Genomic DNA, 22,952 nt, shown 5'->3' on the forward strand with positions numbered 1-22,952 from the left:
GCGTCAGTTCACTCACGCGCCGCGCCAACTACATGCCACACCCAGTCAGTCCGAACACACCGACGCGGGCCAGCGCCCCGCCATCAGCACGCCCAGCATCTTGCGCAGCACCCCGCGCTCGTCCTCCGAGAGCGCGCCGAAGAACGCCGACTCGACCTCCGTGGCCACCCGGTCCGCCGTCGCGAGGGCCTCGCGGCCGGACTCGGTGAGGATCAGGTTGTAGCGGCGCCGGTCGGCGGGGTTGCGGCGGCGCTCCACATGTCCGTCGCGCTCCATCTCGTCGATCACCGTCACGACGGTGGTCGGATCGAGGTTGAGCAGCCGGCTCAGGTCCTGCTGGGACAGCTCGGGTCCGCCGGCCAGCGCTGCCAGCACGAAGAAGTAGCGGATGCGCATGCCGACCGAGCCCAGCGCCTTCTCCACGTCCTCCACCAGCACCAGCCCCGCCTTGTGGAGCAGGTACCCGGGACGTTCGGCGATGAGGAAGTCCTCCCGGGGGGACACCCCGTTCTGCTCCGTGCCTGCAGTGCGCACCATGAGCCGACTCCTTCGATCGTTGCAATCTCCACCATCGAAGATACAACGTTCTCCCGCCACAGCACCCCCCTCCGCCAGGGGAATCGGCCGGAACGCGGCCCGCCGGTGCGGAGTGCCGGTCGCCCGGCAGCGAAGCCGGGGTCACATGGAATTCACCAGTCCGCCTCCGATGGCAAGACCCCGGACGGTTATCGCGATGCAAAATCCAGCGGAATGCAGCCATCCGCATAAGGGGAAATGGAACTGGTCGTTCTCCGGTGATCTTCGAGGTCAGCCACCTGGTGATCGATCACAGAATCGAACGTTCGGCAAGGCCTTCGGAAACGCCACGTGACCTGAGTCACGTGGCACCAAGTAGCGCGCCTGCTACGCTCTCGAAGCGCCTGGCCAGAACATTGCACTCTGCGACCGGGCCACACACGGGGAAGAAACCGCGCTTCGCGCAACGGGGGTTTCAACATGTTTATACATTCGACCAGCTGTTGTATCGGACAACGCTGACGACGACGACAACGCGCCCATCGGCGCAGGTCAGACGCTACTGAACTGACTCTTTCGCACAGTGCTGCGCTTTTTCGCATCGCGCCGTGCGCTTCTTTCGCCTGCATTCTCCACTGCGACGTGTATTCATTCGTCACTTCCGCACGTCCACTTTCAGGTCCGTTTATCGGGCAGGGCTGTGTCATCACGCCACTGCCCTCTCCGGCATGGAATGGAAAGCTCATGGAAAGCTCAAAGAACCAGTCGAGCACTGCCCTCGCGGAGGCCTTGGAGGGCTGGCTCGGGGACCCAGAAGTGGAATCGAACGCCGTGTCCTTCGCCGGTGCGCTCGCGCTCGACGAGCGGGACGAACTGCCCGCCGCCGGAATCGACCAAGTGCGCGCCTTCGGCTTCAACCGGTACTTCGTCCCGGAGTGGCTGGGCGGTGATCTGCGGGCCGCCGAGGACATCCTCATGCTGACCCGGGTGATCGCCCGCAGGGACATGAACGTCGCGGTGAGCGAGAGCACCCAGGTCTGGATGATGCTCGCGTGGATCGGCGGCGACGCCGAGCAGCAGGCGAAGTACGCGGCCACGGTCCTGCGCGGCGGGGTCGTCCCGTGTCTGGCCTACTCCGAGCCGGGGCACGGCGCCGACCTGGCCGCCAACCGGTTCACGGCCACCCCGGACGGCGACCAGTACGTGCTGTCAGGCGAGAAGTGGCCCATCAACCGGGGCCGCACCTCCACCCACGTGGTCCTGCTCGGTACCACCGGCGACGAGCACACCCCGGCCAAGCGGCAGCAGTCCATGTTCCTGGTGGACCGGGAGCAGGTCATCGCCGGTGAGGTGACCGGCGTCCCGCGCGTCCCGACCTACGGTCTGCGCGGCTGCGACATCAGCGGCGTGGCCTTCGACAACGCCCGCGTGGACGCCACGTCCCGCCTCGGCGCCGAGGGCGAGGGCCTCGAACTCGCCCTGCGCGGCCTGCTGATCACCCGCACCTTCTGCACCGGCCTGTCCCTGGGCACCGGCGACACGATGCTCCGCACCGTCGCCGGCTTCCTCTCCGACCGCATCCTCTACGACGGGCCCGCGAACGAGATCCCGTACGTCACCGAGTCCCTCGCCAACGCGTACCTGAGCCTGCTGGTCGCGGAGTGCGAGAGCCTGGTCGCGATGCGCGGACTGCACCTGTACACCGAGCAGTTCAGCATCTGGGGCAACCTCGCGAAGGTGCAGGTGGCCCGGCTGGTCGACACCAACAGCAAGGTGCTGGCCCGCACGCTCGGCGCCCGCTACTTCCTGCGCGCCGCCGAACACGTGGGCACGTTCCAGAAGATGCTCCGCGACGGCGCCGTCGTCTCGGTCTTCGACGGCAGCGAGCCGGTCTGCCTGGACTCGCTCGCGCTCCAACTCCCCGCACTGGCCAAGGCACATGGGCACGACCGGGACGAGGACTGGCGTCCGCTGTACGACCTGCGGGCCGAGCTGCCCGCCTTCGAGCCGCACCGGGTGAGCGTCTTCGGACGCGGCCGGGACGCCACCTTCGCCAGCCTGCCCGCGCTGATCGGGCGCCTCGCGGAACTGGAACCGTCCGACGGTCTCGACGACGACCGGCTGACCGCGCTGCGCGCCCAGGCGGAGGACCTGCGGCTGGAGTTGGACGAGCTGCTCGCCCGCGTGACCGAGATCCGCCGCTCGACCGCGGGGCAGCCCTCGCCGACGACGAGGACCAGCAAGTCCACCGCACCCCGCCTGATCCGGGTGGCGGAGGAACTCAGCTCGCTGCACGCCAAGGTCGCGGCCCTCGGCGTCTGGCTGTACAACCGGGACCACCTCGACGCGTTCTTCGCGGACGGCGAGTGGCTGCACGCCGCGCTGGAGCGCCGGCAGGTCCACCAGTACGAGGTCGGCGACCTCGAACAGAGCACCGCCAGGCGGCTGTTCACCCGTATGAACACCCAGCGCGCCGACCACGAGTTCTTCTCCGTCCGCCCGGTCCGCATGGCCGCGCCCGGAGCCCGTGAGACCGGCCGCGACGACGCCGCGTCCACGACAGCCGCGTGAACGACATCCCTGATCAGCACCACATACCGGCCGGAAGGTATCGACCTGCGATGAGTACGACCGACACGACCACCACCCCGGGCACGACCGACACGAAGGGCAGCACCCGCATGACTCTCGACGACGTGAAGAAGGTCCTGGTCCACGCGGTGGCCGCCGAAGCCGGCGTCGCCCCGGCCGAGTTGGCGACCGACCGGCCCTTCACCGACTACGGCCTGGACTCCATGGCCGCGCTCTCCGTGGGCATGGAGATCGAGGACGTCTGCGGTCTCGCCGACCCGCCGGTCGACCTGCTCTGGGACCACCCCACGGTCGACACCCTGGCCGAGGCGCTGTGGAAGCTGATGAACGCCGAGCCCGTCGCCGCCACCGCCGCAGCGGACGGTCTGCGATGACCACTGCGAACTCCGTCAACGCCCAGCAGACCGGCCTCTGGTTCATCCACGAGACCGATCCGGGGTGCTCCGCCTACCACATCGTGTTCGGCGCCGAGGTCACCGCCGATCCCCAACTAGGCTTGCAGGTAAGGGAGATACTCGCCGACCTGAGCCGCGAGCACGACGCTCTGCGGATCGGCTTCCGTGCCGGCCCCGAGGGTCCCGAGCAGTTCGTGCGGGACGACGTGCCGCTCGACATCCGGCACACCGACGCACGGGAGACGGCTCCCGAGGCACTGCGCGAGCTGGTCCGCACGGACAGCCGCAGCCCCTTCGACCTGTCCCGACCCCCGCTGTGGCGCGTGCACTTGTACCGCACCGGCGAGCAGACCTGGGTGTTCACCGTCGTGATGCACCACATCGCGGCCGACTTCTGGTCGCTTGCCCTGCTGCTCTCCGAGGTGCGCAGCCGCCTGGAGGGCACACCGAACCGGTTCACGCTCGACGGCGGTGCCTTCGCCGCGTACGCCGAGCGCCAACAGGCCTTCCTGAGCGGCGAGAACGCGCGGGCGCTGCTCGACAGCGAGGCCAAGCGGCTGGCGGACGTACCGCCCGCGCTCGACCTGTACGGCGACCGGCCGCGCCCGCCCGTGCCGTCCTACGACGGCGGTTCGGCGCCGTTCGCGCTGTCCGTCACCGCGACTGAGGCGGTACGGCGGCTGGCGCGGGAGACCTCGTCGACGCCGTACTCGGTGCTGCTGTCCGCGTACTTCGTGCTGCTGAGCCGGTTGAGCGGCCAGCAGGAGATCCTGGTCGGCACCCCGACGTCGGGGCGGCTGCACCGCCAGTTCCGGGACGCGCTCGGCAACTTCGTGAACACCGTGGTCGTACGCGGCGAGGTGGACGAGGAGGTGACGTACCGTCAGCTGCTCGCGTCCTCGCGCGAGCGGGTGTCGGAGGCGATGCGGGCGCAGGAGCTGCCGTTCCCGTGGCTGGTACGGGAGTTGGCGCCGCCGCGCGACCCGAGCCGGACGCCGCTGTACCAGGCCGGGTTCGCCTGGGACCGGCTGCCGTTCCTGAACGACATGGACGCGTTCTTCCTCCTGGAGCCGGGCCCCGGTGCCGAGTTGGGCATCGCGGGCGCGACCCTGCGGCCGTATCCGCTGCCGCAGCAGGAGGGCCAGACCGATCTCTGGGTCGAGATGGGCGCGGAGCGCGACGGCGCCTTCGCGGGGGTGCTGCGCTACAACACCGACATCTTCGGGGCCGGTACGGCACGGGAGTTGGCGGCCACGTTCGTCACCACGGTGGAGACCCTGGTGGACCGCCCGGACGAGCCGCTGCACCAGCTGGCGCGCGGCGACGAACGGCAGCGGGGGCTGCTCGCCGAGTGGGGTGCGGGACCCGAACGCGCGCTGCCCGCAGGTCAGTTGCCGCAGCTGTTCCGTGAGCGGGTGCGGAGTGCGCCCGACGCGGTCGCGCTGGTCGCGGACGGCGAGGAGTGGAGCTACGGCCGGCTGCTCACCGCCGTGGAGCGGACGGCGGCGGCGCTGCGGGCGGCCGGGATCACCCCGGGTGACCGGGTCGCGGTGATGGTGGAGCGCGGCGCGCCGCTGCTGGCCGCGCTGCTGGGGGTGCTGGAGTCCGGGGCCGCGTATGTCCCGCTCGACCCCAAGTTGCCGTCGGAGCGCCTGACTTACATGGCGGAGGACTCCCGGGCCCGGCTGCTGCTGAGCCAGGGCGCCCTGCGGGAGAGCTGGCTGCCGGACCTTCCGGTGCTGGACCTGGACGACCTCCCGGCCGATGCCCCGGTCGCGCCCGCCCCGGCCACCGGCCCCGCCGACCTGGCGTACATCCTCTACACCTCGGGCTCCACCGGCCGCCCCAAGGGCGTGGCGATCCCGCACAGCGCGCTGACGAATCTGCTGCTGTCGATGCGGGAGACCACCGGGTTCGGCGCGGCGGACAGTCTGCTCGCGGTCACCACGATCTCCTTCGACATCGCGGGACTCGAGCTGTATCTGCCCCTGGTGGCGGGCGGCCGGGTCGTCGTGTGCGACAGCGGTACGGCCGCCGACGGTGCCGCGCTCGCGGTGCGCATCGAGGAGTCCGGTGCCACCTGGATGCAGGCGACGCCCACCTCGTGGCGCATGCTCCGCGACGCCGGCTGGACGGGCGCACCGCAGCTCAACGTGCTCTGCGGCGGTGAGGAACTCCCCCTGGATCTGGCCGAGTTCCTGTCCTCCCGGGTGGCGAGCCTGCGCAATGTGTACGGGCCGACCGAGACGACGATCTGGTCCACGGCCGGTCTGGTGGACCCCGCGTCGGGCATCGACATCGGTGTCCCCCTCGACAACACACAGCTGTACGTCCTCGATCCGCAGGGGCGCGGCGTCGAGCCCAGCTTCCCGGGCGAGCTGTGGATCGGCGGCGAGGGTCTGGCCGTCGGGTACTGGGACCGGCCGGAGCTGACGGAGGAGCGGTTCGTGACCGGGCTGCCGGCCGCGCCGGACCGGCGGCTGTACCGCACCGGCGACCGGGCGCGCTGGACCAGCGAGGGGCGGCTGCTGCACCACGGGCGGCTGGACAACCAGGTCAAGCTGCGCGGCTACCGCATCGAGCTCTCCGAGGTCGAGACGGTTCTCGAAGCGGTCGAGGGTGTCTCCACGGCCGTCGTCGTGGTCCGTGACGACAGGCTTGTCGCCTATCTGCTCGCGGAGAACGGCGCCGAGTTGAAGCCGTCCGAGGTCCGGTCGGCGGCCGGGGTGTCCCTGCCGCCGTACATGGTGCCGGGCATCGTGATGGTGCTGGACGAGCTGCCGCTGACGGCGAACAAGAAGATCGACCGCAACCGGCTGCCGGAGCCGGTGGTCTCCTCGGACGCGGGGTTCGAGAAGCCGCGTGACGCCACCGAGATCACCCTCGCCCGGATGTGGACGGAGATCCTGGGCGTGTCCCAGGTCGGCGTCCACGACCACTTCTTCGACGTGGGCGGCCACTCGCTGCTCGCCGTCCGGCTCAGCTCGGCGATCAGCGCCGAGTGGGACGTGGAGATCCCGATCTCGGTCATGCTCGGCCGGCAGGGCACCGTCGCCGAACTCGCCGCGATCGTCCGGTCCGGCGGCCAGGAGACCGCGCGCGGCCCGCTGGTCACGCTGCGCGAGGGCCAGCCTGAGCAGCGCCCGGTGTTCCTGTTCCACCCCTTCGGCGGCACCGTCTTCTGCTACGTCGAGCTGACCCGCCATCTGCCACCCGGCAGGCCGGTGCTGGCGATCGAGGCGCCCGGTATCCAGAACGAGGGCGAGGCCGAGATCAGCGTCGAGGCCATGGCCACCCGCTACATCGACCTCCTCAGGGAGGTGCAGCCCAACGGCCCGTACGCGCTGGGCGGTTGGTGCTTCGGCGGGGTCATCGCCTACGAGGTGGCCGGTCAACTGCGCGCCGAGGGCGAGGACATCGAGTTCATCATCGGCATCGACAGCCGGGCGCCGGTCGAGGAGAACATCCCGGAGTCCGCGGACGACTCGACGATCCTGTCCTGGTTCGCCCGCGACCTCGCCGTACCGGCCGGGAAGACCCTGGACATCCCGGCGGACGAGCTGCGGGCGCTCGGCGGTGACGCCGCGTTCGACCACATCCTCCACGAGGCCGCCGCCATCGGGGTGTTGGCCGAGGACGCGGACCGCGCGCAGATCCTGCGCTACTTCGAGGCGTACCTCGCCAACGGCATCGCCCTGCAGACCTACCTCCCCGAGCCCGCCGAACTCGACCTGGTGCTGCTGCGCGCGGCCGACGAGGAGGCCGACTACGGGCCGAAGCTCGGCTGGGAGGCCCTGATCAAGGGCGAGTTGCAGGTCATCGACGTCTCCGGTGACCACAACTCGGTGATGTACCCGCCGTACGCGGAGCTGGCGGCCCGCGCGATCGCTCCCCACATGGAAGGTCCCACCGACGATGACGAAAACTGAGCAGGTCACGGCCGAGTACGCGTTCCACCTCCCGGTGCCGCCCGACGAGGCGTTCGCCCTGATCTCCGACCCGGCCCAGGACCCGGTGTGGCAGGCGGCCTGCGTCGACGTGACGCTGCTGAACGGCGAGCCGCGCCCCGGCGGCCGGTACGAGATCACCTTCCAGCTGATCGGCAAGCGGATGCAGTTCACCGTCGAGATCAGCGAGTTCGAGCCCGGCCGGCGCTCGAAGTTCCACACCGTCGAGGGGCCGTTCGGCTACGTCGGCACCTACGAGTACGTGCGGCGCGAGGACGGCACCACCACCGTCCACTGGACGTTCGAGGTGGACCCCGGGGACTACTTCGGGATCATGCCGAAGTCCCTGCTGCGCAAGGTACTCGTCAACTCGGTCAAGAAGGACTCCGGAAAGCTCGCGGCACAGCTCGGACAGGGAGTGCGGAACCGATGAAGAACCGTCAGGAAGAGAACCACAGGGTCGTCGTCACCGGCCTCGGCGAGACCACCCCGCTCGGCGGGAACGTCGCCGACACCTGGGACGCGATGCTGCGCGGCGAGAGCGGACTCGGGCTGCTGGACGAGGAGTCCTGGGCCAAGGACCTGCCGCCGCTGCTCGGCGGTCGCGCGAAGTCCGAGCCCGGTACGGGACTTGAGCACCAGCAGCGCCGACGCCTCAGCCGTTCCGCGCAGTTCGCGGTCGTGGCGGCGGCGGAGGCGTGGGCGGACGCCGGTCTCGACGACGGTTCCACCGCCCCGCGCCGGGTGGCCGTGGCCGTCTCGGCCGCCCTCGGCGACATGACCTCGATCATCGACGGCTGGGAGACCCTCAGGACCCGGGGCTGGCGGCGCGTGCCGCCCATGACCGTCCCGATGTCGATGGGCAACGGCTCGGCGGCGGCCGTGGCCCTGCTGGTGAACGCGCGCCTCGGCGTGCACGCCACCGTCAACGCCTGCTCCTCCGGCACCCAAGCCCTGGTCACGGCGGCGGAGTTGATCCGGCGCGGTGACGCGGACATCGTCGTGGCGGGCGGCGCGGAGGCCCCCCTGCACCCCATGGTGCTGTCCTCGTTCGCGGCCATGCGGGCGCTCTCGCAGCGCTTCGACGACCCCGCGTCCGCCTGCCGCCCCTACGACGCGGACCGCGACGGCATGGTCCTCGGCGAGGGCGCCGGCATCCTCGTACTCGAGTCGGAGCGGCACGCACGCGAGCGCGGTGCCCGGATCTACGCCGAGCTGGCGGGGGTCGGGATCACCTCCGACGCCTACCACGTGGTGCAGCCGGAGCCGAACGGCACCGGCACCGCGGCGGCCGTCCGCGCCTCGCTGGCCGACGCGGGCGTCACCCCCGCGGACGTCGCGCACTTCAACGCCAACGGCACGGCGACCGCCCCCGGTGACGCGGCCGAGGCGCGCGCGGTGATGTCGGTGTTCGGCGACGCGGAGGGCGACGCCACCCAGGGCCCGGCGCTCTCCGCGAACAAGTCGATGACCGGGCACAGCCTCGGCGCGGCCGGCGCGATCGAGTCGATCACCACCATCCTCGCGCTCCACCACGGCCTGGTCCCGCCGACCCGGAACTTCACCCGCCTCGACGAGGGACTCTCCGTCGACGTCGTGCACGGCAGCCCGCTCAAGCTGGGCCCCGAGCAGATCGTCGCGGTGAAGAACTCGGCCGGCTTCGGCGGCCACAACGTGGCCCTCACCTTCCGCGCCGAGAAGGTGAAGTGACATGCCGTCAACTCTGGCGGCGGACAGAACGGTCCGTCCTGCGACCGTCCCCGCGCCGGCCGTCCGCGGCGGGCACCGGCACGCCTCGCTGACCGTGCGGGGCAAGGACCGGCCGGGGATCGTCGCGGCCGTCGGCGCCGTGCTCGGGGAGCACGGCGCGAACATCGTCTCCCTGGACCAGTACTCGGACAATCCGCAGGGCGGCGCGTTCTTCCAGCGGACCGTGTTCGGCCTGGACCACCTCGGGGCGGCGCTGCCCGCGATCGAGGAGGGACTGCGCCAACGGCTCGCCGGGGACTTCGAGTTGGAGTTCACCCTGCGGGACCTGTCGGTGCCGAAGCGGGTGGCGGTCTTCGCGTCGAAGTCCGACCACTGTCTGCTGGACCTGCTGTGGCGGCACCGGCGCGGTCAACTCCCCGTCTCCGTCGCGATGGTGATCTCCAACCATCCCGACACGGCGGAGGAGGTCCGGTCGTTCGGCATCCCGTTCTTCCACGTCCCGTCCGCCGGGGCGGACAAGTCGGCCGCGGAGGAAGCCCAGTTGCAGCTGCTGCGGGGCAACGTCGACTTCATCGTGCTCGCGCGCTACATGCAGATCCTGTCGGCGGAGTTCATCGAGCGGGCGGGCGTGCCGATCATCAACATCCACCACTCGTTCCTGCCCGCCTTCGTCGGCGCGGGCCCGTACGCCAAGGCGAAGGAACGCGGGGTGAAACTCGTCGGCGCGACCGCCCACTACGTCACGGAGAACCTCGACGAGGGCCCGATCATCGAGCAGGACGTGGTCCGGGTCAGCCACGCCGACACCGCCGCCGAGCTGCAACGACGTGGCGCGGACGTCGAACGGGCCGTTCTCAGCAGGGCAGTTCAGTGGCACGCCGAGGACCGTGTGATCCGGCACGGCAACCACACGATCGTCTTCGCGTGACCACCCGACGCACAGCGCGAGGAACAGCGACAGGAACGGAAAGGAGGGCACGGCGATGACCCGACTCAGGGACGCGGACGTGCTCGTGACCGGGCTGGGCGCCATGACCCCGCTCGGCGGGACGGCACCGGAGTCGTGGCAGGGGTTGCTCGACGGACGCTCCGGCGTGCGTACCCTGCATGACGAACAGGGCTCCTGGCCCGAGGAGTTACCGGTGAGCATCGCGGGCTCCGTGGCCGCCGACCCGGCCGACGTCCTCGGCCGGGTGCACGCCCGCAAACTGGACCGCGGTGAGCAACTCGCCGTGGCGGCGGCCCGCGAGGCCTTCCAGGACGCGGGCAGCCCCCCGGTCGAACCCGAGCGGCTTGCCGTGGTCGTCGGCACCGGCATCGGCGGCGTCCTGAGCACCCTCGGCCAGAACGAGGTCTACGAGCGGTCCGGCATGCGGAAGTTGTCCTCGTACGCCGTCCCGATGCTGATGCCGAACGGGCCTGCGGCCTGGGTCAGCATCGACCTCGGCGCCCGGGCGGGCGCCCGCGCCCCGGTCAGCGCGTGTGCCTCGGGCGCCGAGTCCATCGCCGTCGCCCTGGACCTGATCCGGCTCGGCCGCGCGGACGTCGTGGTGGCCGGGGGCACCGAGGCGAGCCTGCATCCGCTGATGGTCGCCGCGTTCGGGCAGATGAAGGCGCTGTCCCGGCAGGAGGGCGACCCGGCGGCCGTGTCCCGGCCGTTCGACGCGGACCGCTCCGGGTTCGTGATCGCCGAGGGCGCGGCCGTACTGGTCCTGGAACGCGCCGAGTTCGCCCGCGCCCGGGGTGCCCGCGTCTACGGCGCGGTGGCCGGCGCGGCGGTCACCTCCAGTGCCCGGCACATCTCGGCGTCCGACACCGAGGGACAGGTCCTCGCGATCCAAGGGGCCCTGCGGGACGCCGAGTTGGCGCCGTCCGACATCGGCCATGTGCACGCCCACGCCACCTCGACACCGGGCGGCGACCTCGCGGAGGCCGACGCGGTGGCGAAGGCGCTGGGCGAGCATCCGGTGGTGACGGCGACCAAGTCGATGACGGGCCACATGCTGGGCGCGTCGGGCGCGTTCGGGGCGATGTCGGCCCTGCTCTCGCTCCGTCACGGGGTGGTCCCGGCCACCCGCAACCTCGACACCCTCGACCCGCAGATCCACCTCGACGTGGTCAACGGCAGCAATCGGCAGGGTAGTTGGGATGCGGCGCTCGCCAACTCCTTCGGCTTCGGCGGGCACAACGTCAGCCTGGTCCTGAAGCGGACGCCATGAGCGGGGAGGCGGAGCGGCCGACGATCGGCGTCCTGGGCACGGGCGGCATCGCCGTGGCACTCGCGACGATGTTCGCCCGCGCCGGGCACGAGGTACGCCTGGGCACCCCGGCCACCGGCCGGGCCGCGGCACCGCCGGGAGTGGTCACCGGCGGCTACGAGGAGGTCGTAGCGACGTCGTCCGTCGTGATCCCCGCCGTGCTCGGCGTGCAGGGAGCGGTGCAGCAGCTCCGCCCCTGGCGCGCCGGGCTGCGCGGAAAGATCCTGGTGGACATCACCAACCCGTTCACCGGCGGCCACGTCGACTTCGTGGGCCCCTGGGCGACGGGCGGCAGCACCGACCTGGCCGCCGCGTTCCCCGGGGCGCTGCTGGTCGGCGCCTTCAAGAACGTCTGGTGGGAGACGTTCACCGGCGGCCCCGACCCGTCCGTCCCCACCATCCACGTCATCTCCGACGCCCCGGAGGCGAAACGCACCTTCCTGTCCCTGTGCGCACCGACCCCCTACACGTACACCGACGCCGGCGGCCTGGACCAGGCCCGCCGGGTGGAGCGGATGGCGCTGCGGGGGGTGGGTTCGGCGGGGGTGCTGGCGGCCTGACCGATGGAATCCGGCCCTTCGGGGACTGGAGTACCGTGGGCCTTACCGAGCGCACCTCGCACGCCGTCAGCCGTTTCGGCGTCGCCCTCGGGGAACGGCAACGCCGGAGCGTTTCGTGCCCGGCCGGAAATGAGCCTCCCCACATGAGTCTGATGAGTCTCGGAGTACTCCACTCCTCCCGCAAGGAGAACGAGTTCCGTCTGCCGCTGCACCCCCGCCACCTCGAGCGGATCGACCCGGACCTACGGGAGCGGATCTTCCTCGAAGAGGGGTACGGCGAGCGGTTCGGCATCGGCGACGACGCGTTGCGTCCCCTCGTCGCCGGCCTCCGCTCGCGTGAGCGGCTGGTCGCCGAGTGCGACGTCATGCTGCTGCCCAAGCCCATGCACGCCGACCTCGCGGAACTGCGCGAGGGCCAGGTGCTGTGGGGCTGGCCGCACTGTGTGCAGGACGAGAAGACGACGCAGCTGGCCATCGACCGCCGGCTGACCCTGATCGCCTGGGAGGCCATGAACCACTGGACCTCCACGGGCGCCTTCAGCGTCCACGTCTTCCACAAGAACAACGAGCTGGCCGGCTACTGCTCGGTGCTGCACGCACTGCAGCTCGGCGGGCTGACCGGCAGCTACGGCCGTCGGCTGCGCGCGGTCGTCATAAGTTTCGGCGCCACCGCCCGCGGCGCGGTCACGGGGCTCGGCGCGATGGGCGTCTCCGACGTCACGGTGCTCACGCAGCGTGCGGCGGCGGCCGTGGCCTCGCCGATGCCGTCGGTCGTGATGGGTCACTTCCAGGAGCAGGAGGACGACCCGACGCGCCTGGAGGCCGTCACCGGCCTCGGACCCGTACCGCTCGCGCAGTACCTCGCCGGGTTCGACATCGTCGTCAACTGTGTCCTCCAGGACACGGACGCGCCGCTGATGTTCGTCAACGACGAGGAGCTCGGCCTGTTCCAGCCGGGGACCTTCTTCATCGACGTGGCCTGCGACGAGGGCATGGGCTTCAGCTGGGCCCGGCCGAGCGGCTTCGGTGACCCGATGTCCACCGTGGGACCGGGCTGCCACTACTACGCCGTCGACCACAGCCCGTCCCATCTGTGGAACTCGGCCACCTGGGAGATCAGCGAGGCGCTCCTGCCCTACCTGCGCAAGGTCATGAGCGGCCCCGCCGCGTGGGACGACGACGTCACGGTGCGGAAGGCCATCGAGATCCGGGACGGAGTCGTCCAGAACCCGAAGATCCTCTCCTTCCAGCACCGTGCGGCCGCCTACCCCCACGGCCCGGAGGCCTAGGGACGGACCCGGTGGCCGCCGGTCAGTTCCGGTTGACCCCGGTGGCCACCGCGTGGCCGATGAACAGATAGACGAGGGCGGGCAGGCCGTAGTTGACCACGGTGCGCCAGTCCGCCGAGTGGATGGTGAACAGGTTGTGCGACCAGCCCGAGAGCCAGTCGGCCGCGTTGTGGACCCAGTCGACCGAGTTGTTCGCGGTGTTGGCGTCGAACAAATAGAGAACGATCCACAGGATCAGGATCAGTGCCGCGATATCCGCGATGACGGAGATGACCGTCCCCGCGGGGCTTCCGCCGTAGCGTCTGGACATGTTCAACGGGTGGCCCCGAACGCCGAGTTGAAACCTCCCGGCGTCCGGAACCGTCAACGGCGGGCCAGTTGCCGCTCGCCGTTGGCACCCGGCCGGTAGGTGAGGCCGTAGTGCTTGAAGATCGCTTCCTCCTGCTCGGCGGGCAGCACGTCGTCGGTGCCGATCGAAGGGGCTTCCTTCGCCAGCGCCTTGGCGTAGCCGACCTTGACGTAGTCCGGTCCTACGATCGCGTCGTCGAGCGGGACGAAGATCAACCGGTGCCGTGTGGGCAGTCCGACCCGCACCGTGGCCATGGCCGGTTCGTCGGTGGCGGTGTCCACATACACGGCCTCGAGCACGCCGATCTTGTGCGACTCCGGGTCCACGACGTCTCGTTCACGCCATTCGCGGACATCGGCTGAGTGAATCATGACCTTCTCCTTCCGGCGGCCCGTCCACCGGTGGCGGGCCGCACCCGCCGCAACCGGTCGATCCCGCCGCACACCTGCACGAGTTCCCGCCCCACCGGGTCCTACGCCATCGAGTGATCCCCGTGCGCAAGATCGGCGAGCCGGAAAGGGGGGTACGGACAGGGAACCACGAAAGGGAGAGATGACCATCACCCCCACGCTCGTCCGCGCCCTGCTCACCGCCCAGTTCCCCCAGTGGTCCGGGCTGCCCCTGGAACTCCTCGAACCGGCCGGTTCCGACCACGTCATCCACCGGCTCGGCGACACCATGTCCGTACGGCTCCCCCGCAGCGCCTGGGCGGACGGCGAGGCCGCCAAGGAACACACCTGGCTCCCGCTCCTCGCCCCGCACCTCCCCCTCACCGTCCCGGAACCCCTGGCCCTCGGCACCCCGGCCCCGGACTACCCATGGCACTGGTCCGTCACCCGCTGGCTGCCCGGAACCCCGGCGACGACCGACACCCTCACCAGCACCCCGGACCGGACGACCCGTCAACTCGCCTCATTCCTAAGGTCGTTGCAGGCAGCCCCGGCCGCCGACTCCCTACGTCCGGGCCCCCACCCCGAGTTGACCCGCGCCCCGTTGGCCGCCCGCGACGGCGCGACCCGGGCAGCGATCAAGGCGCTGGACGGGGTGTTCGACACCGCGACCCTGACGGAGATCTGGGAGACCGCGCTCGCGGCCCCGCCCTGGGACCGCCAACCGGTGTGGTGCCACGGGGACTTCCACACCGGCAACCTCCTCACCACCGACGGCCACATCTCCGCCGTCATCGACTTCGGCGGCCTCGGCATGGGCGACCCCGCCTGCGACCTGGTCATCGCCTACACCCTGCTGTCGGCCACGACCCGCCCCCTCTTCCGCACCGCCCTCGGCGTGGACGACGCCACCTGGACACGCGGCACGGGCTGGGCCCTGGCCACCGGCGTCGCCGCCTACACCCGGGTCGCGGCCACGGAGCCCCGAGTCGCCCGCCAGAGCGCCCGCCAGCTCACCGAGATCATCGCCGAGCACACCGGGGTCACGCCGAGGTGCTCCCCAGGGACAACCTTTACCGGATCGGCGGAAGGTGTTGTTCCCCCAGCCTCTACCGAGCAGTAACCCCTTCGCCCTACGCTGCTGCCGCCAACAAAGCGCCAACCAGGCCACGGCGAAGGGGACTTGACACCCATGAAGGCGATAAGACGGCTGGCGGCGCTGCTCGGCGCCACGGCTCTGCTGGTGACGGGGGCCGCGGGGAACGCCCATGCGGCGGCGGCGAAGTTCTCCGCGACGACGACGATCGGGACGCACAACGCGTACGAGAAGGACAAGTACACGTACTGGGCGCAGGCGTTGGACTCGGGGGCCTCGCTGCTCGAACTGGACGTCTACGTCGACAGTCTGAGCAAGCGGTGGCGGGTCAGCCACAGCGACCTGTTCGCCAACGACAACAACTGCGAGAAGGCGAGCACCCCGGCCGACCTGTACAGCAAGGACCGCAACCAGGACCTCGGCAGCTGCCTGGACAACATGGCCGCCTGGAACACCCTGCACCCGGACCACGCGCCCGTCATCATCAAGGTGGAGATGAAGGTCGGCTTCAACCAGACCGCCGGTCTCGGCCCGACCGCCTTCGACACCCTCGTCTCGCAGAAGCTCGGCAACAGCGTCTACAAGCCGTCCGACCTGCTGGGCTCCTCGTACTCCACGCTCGACGCCGCGGCCCAGGCCGACGCGTGGCCCTCGCGGGACGCCCTCAAGGGCAAGTTCATCTTCGAACTGATTCCCGGCACGGTCGAACAGGCCAACCCCTTCGACCACTACTGGACCGACCAGGAGTACGGCGACCATCTGCGGGACCTGTACGCGGCCGGCACGATCTCCCAGGCCCAGGCCTTCCCGGCGGTGCTCGGCGCGGCCAACGGCGATCCCAGGGCGACCCGTTGGACCTCGGACACCTCGGTCCGGCCGTGGTTCGTGTTCTTCGACGGTGACGCGGCGACGTACGTCAACAACGGCTACGACACGTCGTTCTACTCCACGAACCACTACATCCTGATCATGACGGACGCGTACGCGGTGGCGCCGGCGATCTCCTCAACCGCCCCGACGGACGCGGAAGTTGCCGCCAGACTGGCCCTTCTCGCGGGGGACCACGCGAGCGTGATCACCTCGGACTGGTCGGCGAAATCGGCGTCGGTGCTGTCCTCGGCGGCCACCAGAAGCTGAGGTTCCGGATGCCGGGGACGGGGCACAAGTCCCCCATGTTGCATGGCATCGACGTAAGCGCGTTCCAGTCCACGGCGTACGACACGGACGGCTCCTCCTTCGTCTTCATCAAGGCGACGGAGGGGCACACGTACGTCAACCCCAGACTCACCGCCCAGACGAAGACGGGCCGTGACGCGGGACTGGTCGTCGGCTTCTACCACTTCCTGTGGCCCGGGAGCATCACGGCCCAGGCGGAGTACTTCGTCAGCAAGGCCCCTGAGAAAGCAGGGGACTTGCTGGCCGTCGACTGGGAGACCACGGGCGACGGGACCCACGCCACGAACGCGGAGAAGGACAGCTTCATCCGCAAGGTGAAGTCCCTGCGCCCGAACAACCGGGTCATCCTCTACACCAACCGCAATTTCTGGCTGAACATCGACACGACGTCCTACGCGGGCGACGGTCTCTGGATCGCCGACTACGTCACGGCGGGCAAGCCCCGGATCAAGGCGGACTGGAAGTTCCACCAGTACACCTCGGACCCGCACGACAAGGACGTCGCCGACTTCACGACCAAGGCGGCCCTGCAGAAGTGGGCCAAGGACGCCTGATGGTCGCGTAGGCCGCAGGGGAACCCCCTCAGCCCTTGAAGTCGCCCGTCCGCTCCGGCGAAGCCTCCGCCAGCCCCTTCACGATCCCGTCCACGCCCTCACGCAGGCCGTACACCGGCGTCCCCGGCTGCTGGCGCCAGGAGTCGTCGAGGCCGCCGGAGTCGACCGTGTCGAAACCGAGGTCGTCGATCAGGGCCCTCACCACGCGCTTCGCGGCCTCGTCGTCGCCGGCCACCGGGAGGGCCAGGCGGTCGGGGTCGCCGGCCGGGCGGGGGCGGTCCACGATGTCCTGGGCGAAGGTGCCGTTGAAGGCCTTGATGACGGTGTGGCCGATCTGCTGCGCCGTCCAGCGGCTCTCGGTGAGGCCGTCGTCGAGGATGGCGTCGATCCGGCCGTCCCGGCCGGGGTAGTAGTTCCCGGTGTCGATGACCGCGACGTTCTCCGCCGCGCCGTCCAGGAAGCCCTTGGGCAGGTTCGGCACCGCCTTCAACGGCACGGTGACGACGACCACTTCGGCCCCGCGCGCCGCCTCCTCGACCGGTACGGGAGTCGCCCCCGTCTCCTCGGCCAGCGCGCTGAGTGTCTGCGGGCCGCGCGAGTTGGCGACGGAGACCTCGTGCCCGATGGCGGTGAGCCGCCGGGTGAGGTTGCCGCCGATGTTGCCCGCGCCGATGATGCCGATCTTCATGACAGACCCTTCGCCGATCGGAAATCCATGATCCGGAACCATGATCCGACGCACGCGCGATCCATGCCTGTTCCGCGCTCGTTCCATGCACACGCATGCGCCTGCGGGCTCAACCCCCACCGTCCGTCACCTATTCCGGACCCTCCGCCGTACGAGTGACTCCACGCCGCGCCCCCTACTCCCCGAACGGGTCCCCCAGCTCCGCCCGCAGCACCTCCGCCGCCGTCTCCGCGTCCCCCTCCGCGACCGCCCGCACCAGCGCCTCGTGCGCGTCGTCCCCGGTGTTCGGATCGTGCGCGCGCAGCTCCGTCAGCGCCAGCAGCTCCACCAGACCCTCGCGCAGCACGGGCGTGAACTGGCCGAAAAGATCGGCGAGTACGGGGTTGTGGGCGGCGGCGACCACGGCCGCGTGGAACGCGATGTCGGCGTCGACGAACGCGATGTCGTCCGCCCCGGACGCCACCCGCCGCGCCTCCAGCGCGCGCTCCAGCGCCGTCACGTCCTCGGGTGTACGACGGCTCGCCGCGAGCCGGGCCGCCTGGACCTCGACGCCCATCCGCACCTCGTAGACGTCGGTCACCGCGGCCCTGCGCAGCCGGGTCGGCCAGTCCTCCGCGACCTCGGTGGCGACGACGAAGACCCCGGCGCCCTGCCGCGGCCGGACCAGTCCCGCCCCGGCGAGCGCCCGCAGCGCCTCGCGGACCGTCGAGCGCCCCACGCCCAGCTCGGTGGCGAGCGTGGTCTCGCCGGGCAGCTTGGTGCCGACCGGCCACTCACCGGCGGTGATCTGCGCGCGCAGCCGGGCGGCGGCCTGCTCGACGAGGGGACTGGGACGGACGGGACCTAGCGGCACGGGCAGCTCACCAACTCGGGATCATCGGGCTCATCGGAACGTCATCAGAACTCAGGGGTACTCATCGGTCTCAGGAAATTCTCACTTGTCTGAGGACCTGAGGTGTCGCTAGCCTACCGGCATGACGCTTCGCGGTCTCCTTCTTCTCGGCTGCCGCGGCGGGGCCTGACGCGACCGGCACCCCGCCGCGGGTCGCCGTGCTGCCGGTCACCGTCCGACCGAGCCGAGAGCAGTCAGCAGACGATGACCATCGCAACCCCCTTCCGCTGGAACCCCCAGCGCCCGAGCCCGATGCCGTACCACCGCTATCGCCCCTTCCATGAGCGCGTCGACGTCCCTGCCGAGGATCGTAGTTGGCCCGCCGCCCGTATCAACCGCGCCCCGCTCTGGGTCCCCGTGGACCTGCGCGACGGCAACCAGGCGCTCGCCGAGCCGATGGACACCCCGCGCAAGCGCCGGCTGTTCGACCTGCTGGTGGCGACCGGTTTCAAGGAGATCGAGGTCGGCTACCCCTCCGCCAGCCGCACCGACTTCGACTTCGTACGGCATCTGGTGACCTCCGGTGCCGTGCCGGACGACGTCACACCGGTCGTGTTCACCCCGGCCAGGCTGGAGCTGATCGACCGCACCTTCGACGCGGTCGAGGGACTGCCCCGCGCCGTGGTCCACCTGTACATCGCGACCTCGCCGGTGTGGCGTGACGTCGTACTGGGCCGGGACCGGGGCGAGGTGTGGGCGACCGTGCGCGCGGCGGCCGAGCACATGGCGCGCCGGGCCGGGGACGCGCCCGGCATCCGCTTCCAGTTCTCCCCCGAGACCTTCAACCTCACCGAGCCCGACTTCGTCCTCGAACTGTGCGACGGGCTCACGGAGTTCTGGGACGCGAGCCCGGACCGCCCGGTCACGCACAACCTCCCGGCCACCGTCGAGATCGCGACGCCGAACGTCTACGCCGACCAGATCGAGTACATGCACCGCAACCTCGCCCGGCGCGACGCGGTGATCCTCTCCGTCCACCCGCACAACGACCGCGGCACCGGCGTCGCCTGCGCCGAACTCGCCGTCCTGGCCGGCGCCCAGCGCGTCGAGGGCTGCCTGTTCGGCAACGGCGAACGCACCGGGAACGTCGACCTGGTGACCCTCGCACTGAACCTGTACGCCCAGGGCGTCGACCCCATGGTCGACTTCGGCGACATCGACACGGTCCGGGACACCGTCGAGCACTGCAACCGGCTGCCGGTGCACCCCCGCCACCCGTACGCGGGCGACCTCGTCCACACCGCGTTCTCGGGCACCCACCAGGACGCGATCAGCAAGGGACTCGCCCGACACGCGCGCATGGCGGCCGAGTCGGGGGTGCCCGAGGGCCGCCTGCCCTGGTCCGTCCCCTATCTGCCGATCGACCCGGCCGACGTGGGCCGTTCCTACGAGGCGGTGATCCGCGTCAACTCCCAGTCGGGCAAGGGCGGAATGGCGTACCTCCTGCGCACCCACCACGGCCTCGACCTGCCCCCGCGGCTGCGCCCCGACTTCTCGCGCGTCGTCCAGGAGGCGACGGACACGAGCGGCCGGGAGGCGACACCGAAGGAGCTGTACGAACTGTTCCGCGAGACGTACCTGCTCGAAGGCCCGCCCGGACAGGCCGAGTCGGCGAGCCTGGACACGGCCGCCCTGATCGAGGCGCTCGCCGCGACCGGCCGCGCGGTGGAGGTGCTGGAGCTGACCGAGGACGAGACGGCCGCCTACGCCGAGTGCCGGGTCGACGGCGTCACGGTGTGGGGCGCCGCCGAGGGCCCGGCGGCCTCCGCGCGGGCCGTGCTCTCCGCCGTGCACCGGGTGGCCCGATGAGCGAGGTGCTGCGCGCCGAGGACGTGCGGGTCGTACGGGACGGCCGCCCCATCCTCGCGGAGGTCTCCCTCACCGTCCGCACCGGCGAGCACTGGGCGCTCCTCGGCGCCAACGGGGCCGGGAAATCGACCCTGTTGAGCCTGCTCGGCGCCCAGGTCCACCCGACCGGCGGCACGGTGGAGGTGCTCGGCCGGCGCCTCGGCCGGGTCGACGTAAGGGAGTTGAGGTCGTACGTCGGTCACGTCAACCCGCGCCATCCGCTCGCCGAACCGCTGCGGGTCCGGGACGTGGTCCTGACCGGGCTGACCAACTCCGTTGCCCCACTCCCCCGTTGGCGTCCCACGCCCGACCAGGAAGCACGGGCGGCGCGGCTCATCGACACGATGGGGCTGACGGAACTGAGCGACGCCCGCTGGCCCACGCTCTCCCAGGGGCAGCGCGGCCGGACCCTGATCGCCCGCGCGCTGATGCCCGAGCCCCGGCTCCTGCTGCTGGACGAACCGGCCACCGGCCTCGATCTGCCGGGCCGGGAGCGGCTGTTGGACGCGCTGGACTCGCTGCGCCGGGAGCATCCGGACCTCGCCACGGTGCTGGTCACCCACCACCTGGAGGAACTGCCCGTCGGCACCACCCACGCCCTGCTCCTGCGCGACGGCCGCCCGCTCGCGCAGGGCCCGGCGGCCGAGGTCCTCACCGGCGACCAGGTAGGCAAGTGCTTCGACCTGCCCCTGGTCCTGGACCGGCACGAGGGCCGCTGGAGCGTACGGATCAGGCGCAGGACCTGACGGAAGGGGCGCCCGTCCGACACCGGACGGGCGCCCCTTCCGCTCGGGCGAGGATCACTCCCGGGTCACTTGTTCAGGTGGGCCCAGAACTCGTCGAACGACAGGACCTTGTCCCCGTTGAGGTCCCGGCTCTTGATGATGGCCTCGGCGACCGTCTCGGTGACGTTCCAGTCGCCTCCCTGAGCCAGGGCGGTCTTGAACTCGGCCGCGGTGATGAAGCCGTCACCGTCCGTGTCGATCCGCTCGAACTGCTTACGTGCTTCCTCGATGTCCGCCACCGGATCCGCCCCTTCGTAACGCTTTACTGCCTGTTGACGGAGGTCAGATTAACCGGCCAGGCGAGCGCGCAGTGCGGCGACCACCCACGCGAACTCCTCCCGGTGCGCCGCCGCGGGCCCGCCGCCCTTCACCGTGGCGAGCAACTCCCGGTAGCGGGCGAGCCGGTCGTTGGACGCGGACACCATCCTTTCGAGTACGACGGCCGGGTCGCCGCCCTCGCCGAGCACCTCCCGCAGGATCCCCTCGGCCTCCGGCGACGCGGGGTCGACCCCCCGCTCCCTGGCCTCCGCGCCCAGCTGCACCAGCCGCATGGGGAACCAGGTGGACCGCCCCCGGACGGCGGCGCGGTCCTGGTCCGAGGCGTTGAACTCGACGGCCTTGCGCATCTGCGCCCGGAACTCGGGGTCCTGCACCATCTCCGCCAACTCCACCCAGGCGTCGACCTGTTCGGGCGTCGGATCGTCCGGCAGGTCCACCGCCAGGGTCCGCATCCGCTCCTTGATGCACGGATCCACCGTGTCGAGGCCGTGGAACAGCTCCTCCACGAACTCCTCCATGATCCGCCTGCGTTCGGCCGCCGACAGCCGTGCCAGCTTGTTCATGAACGTCATCTCCTCCGCGGTCGAACCGCGTCTCGCGACGGTCGACAGCACCGCCCGGGTCACCCTCAGTGCACGGATCTGCGCGTCCAGTGCCATCACATGCGCGGCGGCCACCTCCGCGATGGTCGTCTCACCGGCCAGCACCTTGCGGACGTCGTCCAGGCCGAGGCCCAACTCCCGCAGGGTGCGGATCAGTTCGAGCCGGGCGGCGGACTCGGCGTCGTAGAGCCGGTAGCCGCCCGCGGAGCGGGTCACCGGGGTGAGGACGCCCTCGTCGGACCAGTAGCGGATGGTGCGCACGGTCAGTCCGGTGGATCTGGCCAGTTCCCCGATGGTGAGAAGTCCGGTGCCGTCGTCGATCATGTCGTGAGTGTGGGCCTTCCAGTGGGTGGAGACTCAAGCGGCGCGAGGAGCACGGTGATGGAGACTCTGCGGGACATTCTCGACGCGGTGGCCCGGGACGACCTCCCTCCGACGGACGGCCGCGTGACCGTCGTACCGCAGCTGTCCGACCGGGACGCGGGAGTCCTCGCCTTCACCGCGCACGCCGTCGTCTTCACCGACGAGGATCCGCGGTGGGTCCACGACGCCTTGGCCGCCGTCCCGTGCGACGCGCTCGCGGCGCCGATGAACCCGTACTTCCTGACGGCCCTGCTCGACCGTACGGGCCGCACGGCGGAGACGATCGACGCGATGCTCGTCGGCACCCCGCTGCCGGGCGAACCCCCGCTCCCCCTGCGGGAGATCACGGACGGCGACCATCCGCGGATCGTGTACGCCCGCCGCCGCCGCGACGACGTGCGCGCGTGGACGACGGAGGGCGGAGTGGTGGTGCTGGGCCGCGGGGTCGGCGGCCGGCTGGAGGTCTCCGTCGAGATCGACGAGGACGTACGACACCGGGGACTGGGGCGGGCCCTGGTCGTGGCGGCCCGCCATCTCACCGCCGAGCCGCTGTGGGCGCAGGTCGCGCCGGGGAACGCCCGCTCCCTACGGGCGTTCCTGGCGGCGGGCTACCGTCCGGTGGGTTCGGAGGCGGTACTGCTCAGCGCCCGACAGAGCCGCTGAA

General features: G+C 70.8%; 22 protein-coding genes. 15 read left to right on the forward strand and 7 right to left on the reverse strand.

Translation table 11 applies throughout. The features are described from left to right. Positions 1-45 precede the first annotated feature (45 nt). Positions 46-537: a MarR family winged helix-turn-helix transcriptional regulator gene (locus OHT77_RS13965; RefSeq protein ID WP_328828685.1), complete on the reverse strand. Its 492-nt coding sequence runs from the start codon at positions 535-537 to the stop codon at positions 46-48. Positions 538-1,260: 723 nt separating this feature from the next. Here OHT77_RS13965 and OHT77_RS13970 point away from each other — a divergent pair. From OHT77_RS13970 to OHT77_RS14010, 9 genes are all read left to right on the forward strand, one after another. Beyond that, the gene (locus OHT77_RS13970; protein WP_328828686.1) at positions 1,261-3,087 is read left to right on the forward strand and encodes an acyl-CoA dehydrogenase; all 1,827 of its coding nucleotides are present in this window, start codon (positions 1,261-1,263) and stop codon (positions 3,085-3,087) included. A gap of 50 nt (positions 3,088-3,137) precedes the next feature. Then, positions 3,138-3,482 carry an acyl carrier protein gene (locus tag OHT77_RS13975; RefSeq protein ID WP_328828687.1) on the forward strand — a complete coding sequence of 115 codons (345 nt, stop codon included), beginning with the start codon at positions 3,138-3,140 and terminating at the stop codon, positions 3,480-3,482. Then, on the forward strand, positions 3,479-7,432 hold the full coding sequence (locus OHT77_RS13980; protein WP_328828688.1) for a non-ribosomal peptide synthetase: 3,954 nt from the start codon (positions 3,479-3,481) through the stop codon (positions 7,430-7,432). The genes OHT77_RS13975 and OHT77_RS13980 overlap by 4 nt, the downstream gene beginning before the upstream one ends. Continuing rightward, positions 7,419-7,883 carry an SRPBCC family protein gene (locus OHT77_RS13985; RefSeq protein WP_328828690.1) on the forward strand — a complete coding sequence of 155 codons (465 nt, stop codon included), beginning with the start codon at positions 7,419-7,421 and terminating at the stop codon, positions 7,881-7,883. Before OHT77_RS13980 ends, OHT77_RS13985 begins: the two co-directional genes overlap by 14 nt. Further along, on the forward strand, positions 7,880-9,160 hold the full coding sequence (locus tag OHT77_RS13990) for a beta-ketoacyl-[acyl-carrier-protein] synthase family protein (RefSeq protein WP_328828691.1): 1,281 nt from the start codon (positions 7,880-7,882) through the stop codon (positions 9,158-9,160). Before OHT77_RS13985 ends, OHT77_RS13990 begins: the two co-directional genes overlap by 4 nt. A gap of 1 nt (position 9,161) precedes the next feature. Then, positions 9,162-10,088 carry a formyltetrahydrofolate deformylase gene (purU, locus tag OHT77_RS13995; RefSeq protein ID WP_328828693.1) on the forward strand — a complete coding sequence of 309 codons (927 nt, stop codon included), beginning with the start codon at positions 9,162-9,164 and terminating at the stop codon, positions 10,086-10,088. A 55-nt stretch (positions 10,089-10,143) separates the two neighbouring features. Continuing rightward, positions 10,144-11,379 (forward strand): beta-ketoacyl-[acyl-carrier-protein] synthase family protein, encoded by a 1,236-nt coding sequence (locus OHT77_RS14000; RefSeq protein WP_328828695.1) that lies wholly within the window; start codon positions 10,144-10,146, stop codon positions 11,377-11,379. Then, complete coding sequence (locus OHT77_RS14005; protein WP_328828696.1) at positions 11,376-11,978, forward strand: NADPH-dependent F420 reductase; 603 nt, start codon at positions 11,376-11,378, stop codon at positions 11,976-11,978. The genes OHT77_RS14000 and OHT77_RS14005 overlap by 4 nt, the downstream gene beginning before the upstream one ends. Before the next feature lie 143 nt (positions 11,979-12,121). Then, entirely contained in the window at positions 12,122-13,267 is a 1,146-nt protein-coding gene (locus OHT77_RS14010) for a N(5)-(carboxyethyl)ornithine synthase (RefSeq protein WP_328828698.1), read from the forward strand. Between the two features lie 22 nt (positions 13,268-13,289). On the opposite strand, the gene OHT77_RS14015 is transcribed toward OHT77_RS14010, so the two are convergent. Further along, positions 13,290-13,577, reverse strand: a complete 288-nt coding sequence (locus tag OHT77_RS14015; protein ID WP_266772756.1) for a hypothetical protein — start codon at positions 13,575-13,577, stop codon at positions 13,290-13,292. Between the two features lie 53 nt (positions 13,578-13,630). Continuing rightward, positions 13,631-13,987, reverse strand: a complete 357-nt coding sequence (locus tag OHT77_RS14020; protein WP_266772755.1) for a PRC-barrel domain-containing protein — start codon at positions 13,985-13,987, stop codon at positions 13,631-13,633. A gap of 181 nt (positions 13,988-14,168) precedes the next feature. Here OHT77_RS14020 and OHT77_RS14025 point away from each other — a divergent pair, with 181 nt between their 5' ends. The 3 genes from OHT77_RS14025 to OHT77_RS14035 all read left to right on the forward strand — a co-directional run bounded on the left by OHT77_RS14025 (position 14,169) and on the right by OHT77_RS14035 (position 16,831). Next, positions 14,169-15,128: an aminoglycoside phosphotransferase family protein gene (locus OHT77_RS14025; RefSeq protein WP_328828700.1), complete on the forward strand. Its 960-nt coding sequence runs from the start codon at positions 14,169-14,171 to the stop codon at positions 15,126-15,128. A gap of 69 nt (positions 15,129-15,197) precedes the next feature. Next, positions 15,198-16,238: a phosphatidylinositol-specific phospholipase C domain-containing protein gene (locus tag OHT77_RS14030; RefSeq protein ID WP_328828701.1), complete on the forward strand. Its 1,041-nt coding sequence runs from the start codon at positions 15,198-15,200 to the stop codon at positions 16,236-16,238. Between the two features lie 35 nt (positions 16,239-16,273). Then, complete coding sequence (locus OHT77_RS14035; RefSeq protein ID WP_266772751.1) at positions 16,274-16,831, forward strand: glycoside hydrolase family 25 protein; 558 nt, start codon at positions 16,274-16,276, stop codon at positions 16,829-16,831. A 28-nt stretch (positions 16,832-16,859) separates the two neighbouring features. Here OHT77_RS14035 and OHT77_RS14040 read toward each other — a convergent pair whose 3' ends face one another. Next, a complete protein-coding gene (locus tag OHT77_RS14040) occupies positions 16,860-17,561 on the reverse strand; it encodes an NADPH-dependent F420 reductase (protein WP_328828702.1) in 702 nt (233 codons plus the stop codon). A 133-nt stretch (positions 17,562-17,694) separates the two neighbouring features. Further along, on the reverse strand, positions 17,695-18,372 hold the full coding sequence (locus OHT77_RS14045; protein WP_328828703.1) for a FadR/GntR family transcriptional regulator: 678 nt from the start codon (positions 18,370-18,372) through the stop codon (positions 17,695-17,697). Between the two features lie 243 nt (positions 18,373-18,615). On the opposite strand from OHT77_RS14045, the gene OHT77_RS14050 reads away from it, so the two are divergent. Both OHT77_RS14050 and OHT77_RS14055 read left to right on the forward strand, forming a co-directional pair. Further along, positions 18,616-20,220 carry a 2-isopropylmalate synthase gene (locus OHT77_RS14050; RefSeq protein WP_328828705.1) on the forward strand — a complete coding sequence of 535 codons (1,605 nt, stop codon included), beginning with the start codon at positions 18,616-18,618 and terminating at the stop codon, positions 20,218-20,220. Continuing rightward, positions 20,217-21,005 carry an ABC transporter ATP-binding protein gene (locus OHT77_RS14055; RefSeq protein ID WP_328828706.1) on the forward strand — a complete coding sequence of 263 codons (789 nt, stop codon included), beginning with the start codon at positions 20,217-20,219 and terminating at the stop codon, positions 21,003-21,005. Before OHT77_RS14050 ends, OHT77_RS14055 begins: the two co-directional genes overlap by 4 nt. 65 nt (positions 21,006-21,070) lie before the next feature. On the opposite strand, the gene OHT77_RS14060 is transcribed toward OHT77_RS14055, so the two are convergent. Further along, a complete protein-coding gene (locus tag OHT77_RS14060; protein ID WP_266772742.1) occupies positions 21,071-21,283 on the reverse strand; it encodes an EF-hand domain-containing protein in 213 nt (70 codons plus the stop codon). A gap of 48 nt (positions 21,284-21,331) precedes the next feature. Further along, entirely contained in the window at positions 21,332-22,249 is a 918-nt protein-coding gene (locus OHT77_RS14065) for a helix-turn-helix domain-containing protein (RefSeq protein WP_328828707.1), read from the reverse strand. Positions 22,250-22,306: 57 nt separating this feature from the next. Here OHT77_RS14065 and OHT77_RS14070 point away from each other — a divergent pair, with 57 nt between their 5' ends. Continuing rightward, the gene (locus tag OHT77_RS14070) at positions 22,307-22,951 is read left to right on the forward strand and encodes a GNAT family N-acetyltransferase (RefSeq protein ID WP_328828708.1); all 645 of its coding nucleotides are present in this window, start codon (positions 22,307-22,309) and stop codon (positions 22,949-22,951) included. Position 22,952: the final 1 nt, after the last annotated feature.

It is taken from the genome of Streptomyces sp. NBC_00252, from assembly GCF_036187565.1.
GTDB lineage: Bacteria > Actinomycetota > Actinomycetes > Streptomycetales > Streptomycetaceae > Streptomyces.

Excerpts from the sequence above, each read along its gene's own strand:
- OHT77_RS14005 (WP_328828696.1), top strand. The coding sequence starts at position 11,376 with ATGAGCGGGGAGGCGGAGCGGCCGACGATCGGCGTCCTGGGCACGGGC.
- OHT77_RS14065 (WP_328828707.1), bottom strand. The coding sequence starts at position 22,249 with ATGATCGACGACGGCACCGGACTTCTCACCATCGGGGAACTGGCCAGA.
- OHT77_RS14015 (WP_266772756.1), bottom strand. The coding sequence starts at position 13,577 with ATGTCCAGACGCTACGGCGGAAGCCCCGCGGGGACGGTCATCTCCGTC.
- OHT77_RS14035 (WP_266772751.1), top strand. The coding sequence starts at position 16,274 with ATGTTGCATGGCATCGACGTAAGCGCGTTCCAGTCCACGGCGTACGAC.
- OHT77_RS13975 (WP_328828687.1), top strand. The coding sequence starts at position 3,138 with ATGAGTACGACCGACACGACCACCACCCCGGGCACGACCGACACGAAG.
- OHT77_RS14040 (WP_328828702.1), bottom strand. The coding sequence starts at position 17,561 with ATGGTTCCGGATCATGGATTTCCGATCGGCGAAGGGTCTGTCATGAAG.
- purU (WP_328828693.1), top strand. The coding sequence starts at position 9,162 with ATGCCGTCAACTCTGGCGGCGGACAGAACGGTCCGTCCTGCGACCGTC.
- OHT77_RS14055 (WP_328828706.1), top strand. The coding sequence starts at position 20,217 with ATGAGCGAGGTGCTGCGCGCCGAGGACGTGCGGGTCGTACGGGACGGC.
- OHT77_RS14030 (WP_328828701.1), top strand. The coding sequence starts at position 15,198 with ATGAAGGCGATAAGACGGCTGGCGGCGCTGCTCGGCGCCACGGCTCTG.
- OHT77_RS13985 (WP_328828690.1), top strand. The coding sequence starts at position 7,419 with ATGACGAAAACTGAGCAGGTCACGGCCGAGTACGCGTTCCACCTCCCG.
- OHT77_RS13970 (WP_328828686.1), top strand. The coding sequence starts at position 1,261 with ATGGAAAGCTCAAAGAACCAGTCGAGCACTGCCCTCGCGGAGGCCTTG.
- OHT77_RS14025 (WP_328828700.1), top strand. The coding sequence starts at position 14,169 with ATGACCATCACCCCCACGCTCGTCCGCGCCCTGCTCACCGCCCAGTTC.
- OHT77_RS14020 (WP_266772755.1), bottom strand. The coding sequence starts at position 13,987 with ATGATTCACTCAGCCGATGTCCGCGAATGGCGTGAACGAGACGTCGTG.
- OHT77_RS14000 (WP_328828695.1), top strand. The coding sequence starts at position 10,144 with ATGACCCGACTCAGGGACGCGGACGTGCTCGTGACCGGGCTGGGCGCC.
- OHT77_RS13965 (WP_328828685.1), bottom strand. The coding sequence starts at position 537 with ATGGTGCGCACTGCAGGCACGGAGCAGAACGGGGTGTCCCCCCGGGAG.
- OHT77_RS13990 (WP_328828691.1), top strand. The coding sequence starts at position 7,880 with ATGAAGAACCGTCAGGAAGAGAACCACAGGGTCGTCGTCACCGGCCTC.
- OHT77_RS14050 (WP_328828705.1), top strand. The coding sequence starts at position 18,616 with ATGACCATCGCAACCCCCTTCCGCTGGAACCCCCAGCGCCCGAGCCCG.
- OHT77_RS14010 (WP_328828698.1), top strand. The coding sequence starts at position 12,122 with ATGAGTCTGATGAGTCTCGGAGTACTCCACTCCTCCCGCAAGGAGAAC.
- OHT77_RS13980 (WP_328828688.1), top strand. The coding sequence starts at position 3,479 with ATGACCACTGCGAACTCCGTCAACGCCCAGCAGACCGGCCTCTGGTTC.
- OHT77_RS14070 (WP_328828708.1), top strand. The coding sequence starts at position 22,307 with ATGGAGACTCTGCGGGACATTCTCGACGCGGTGGCCCGGGACGACCTC.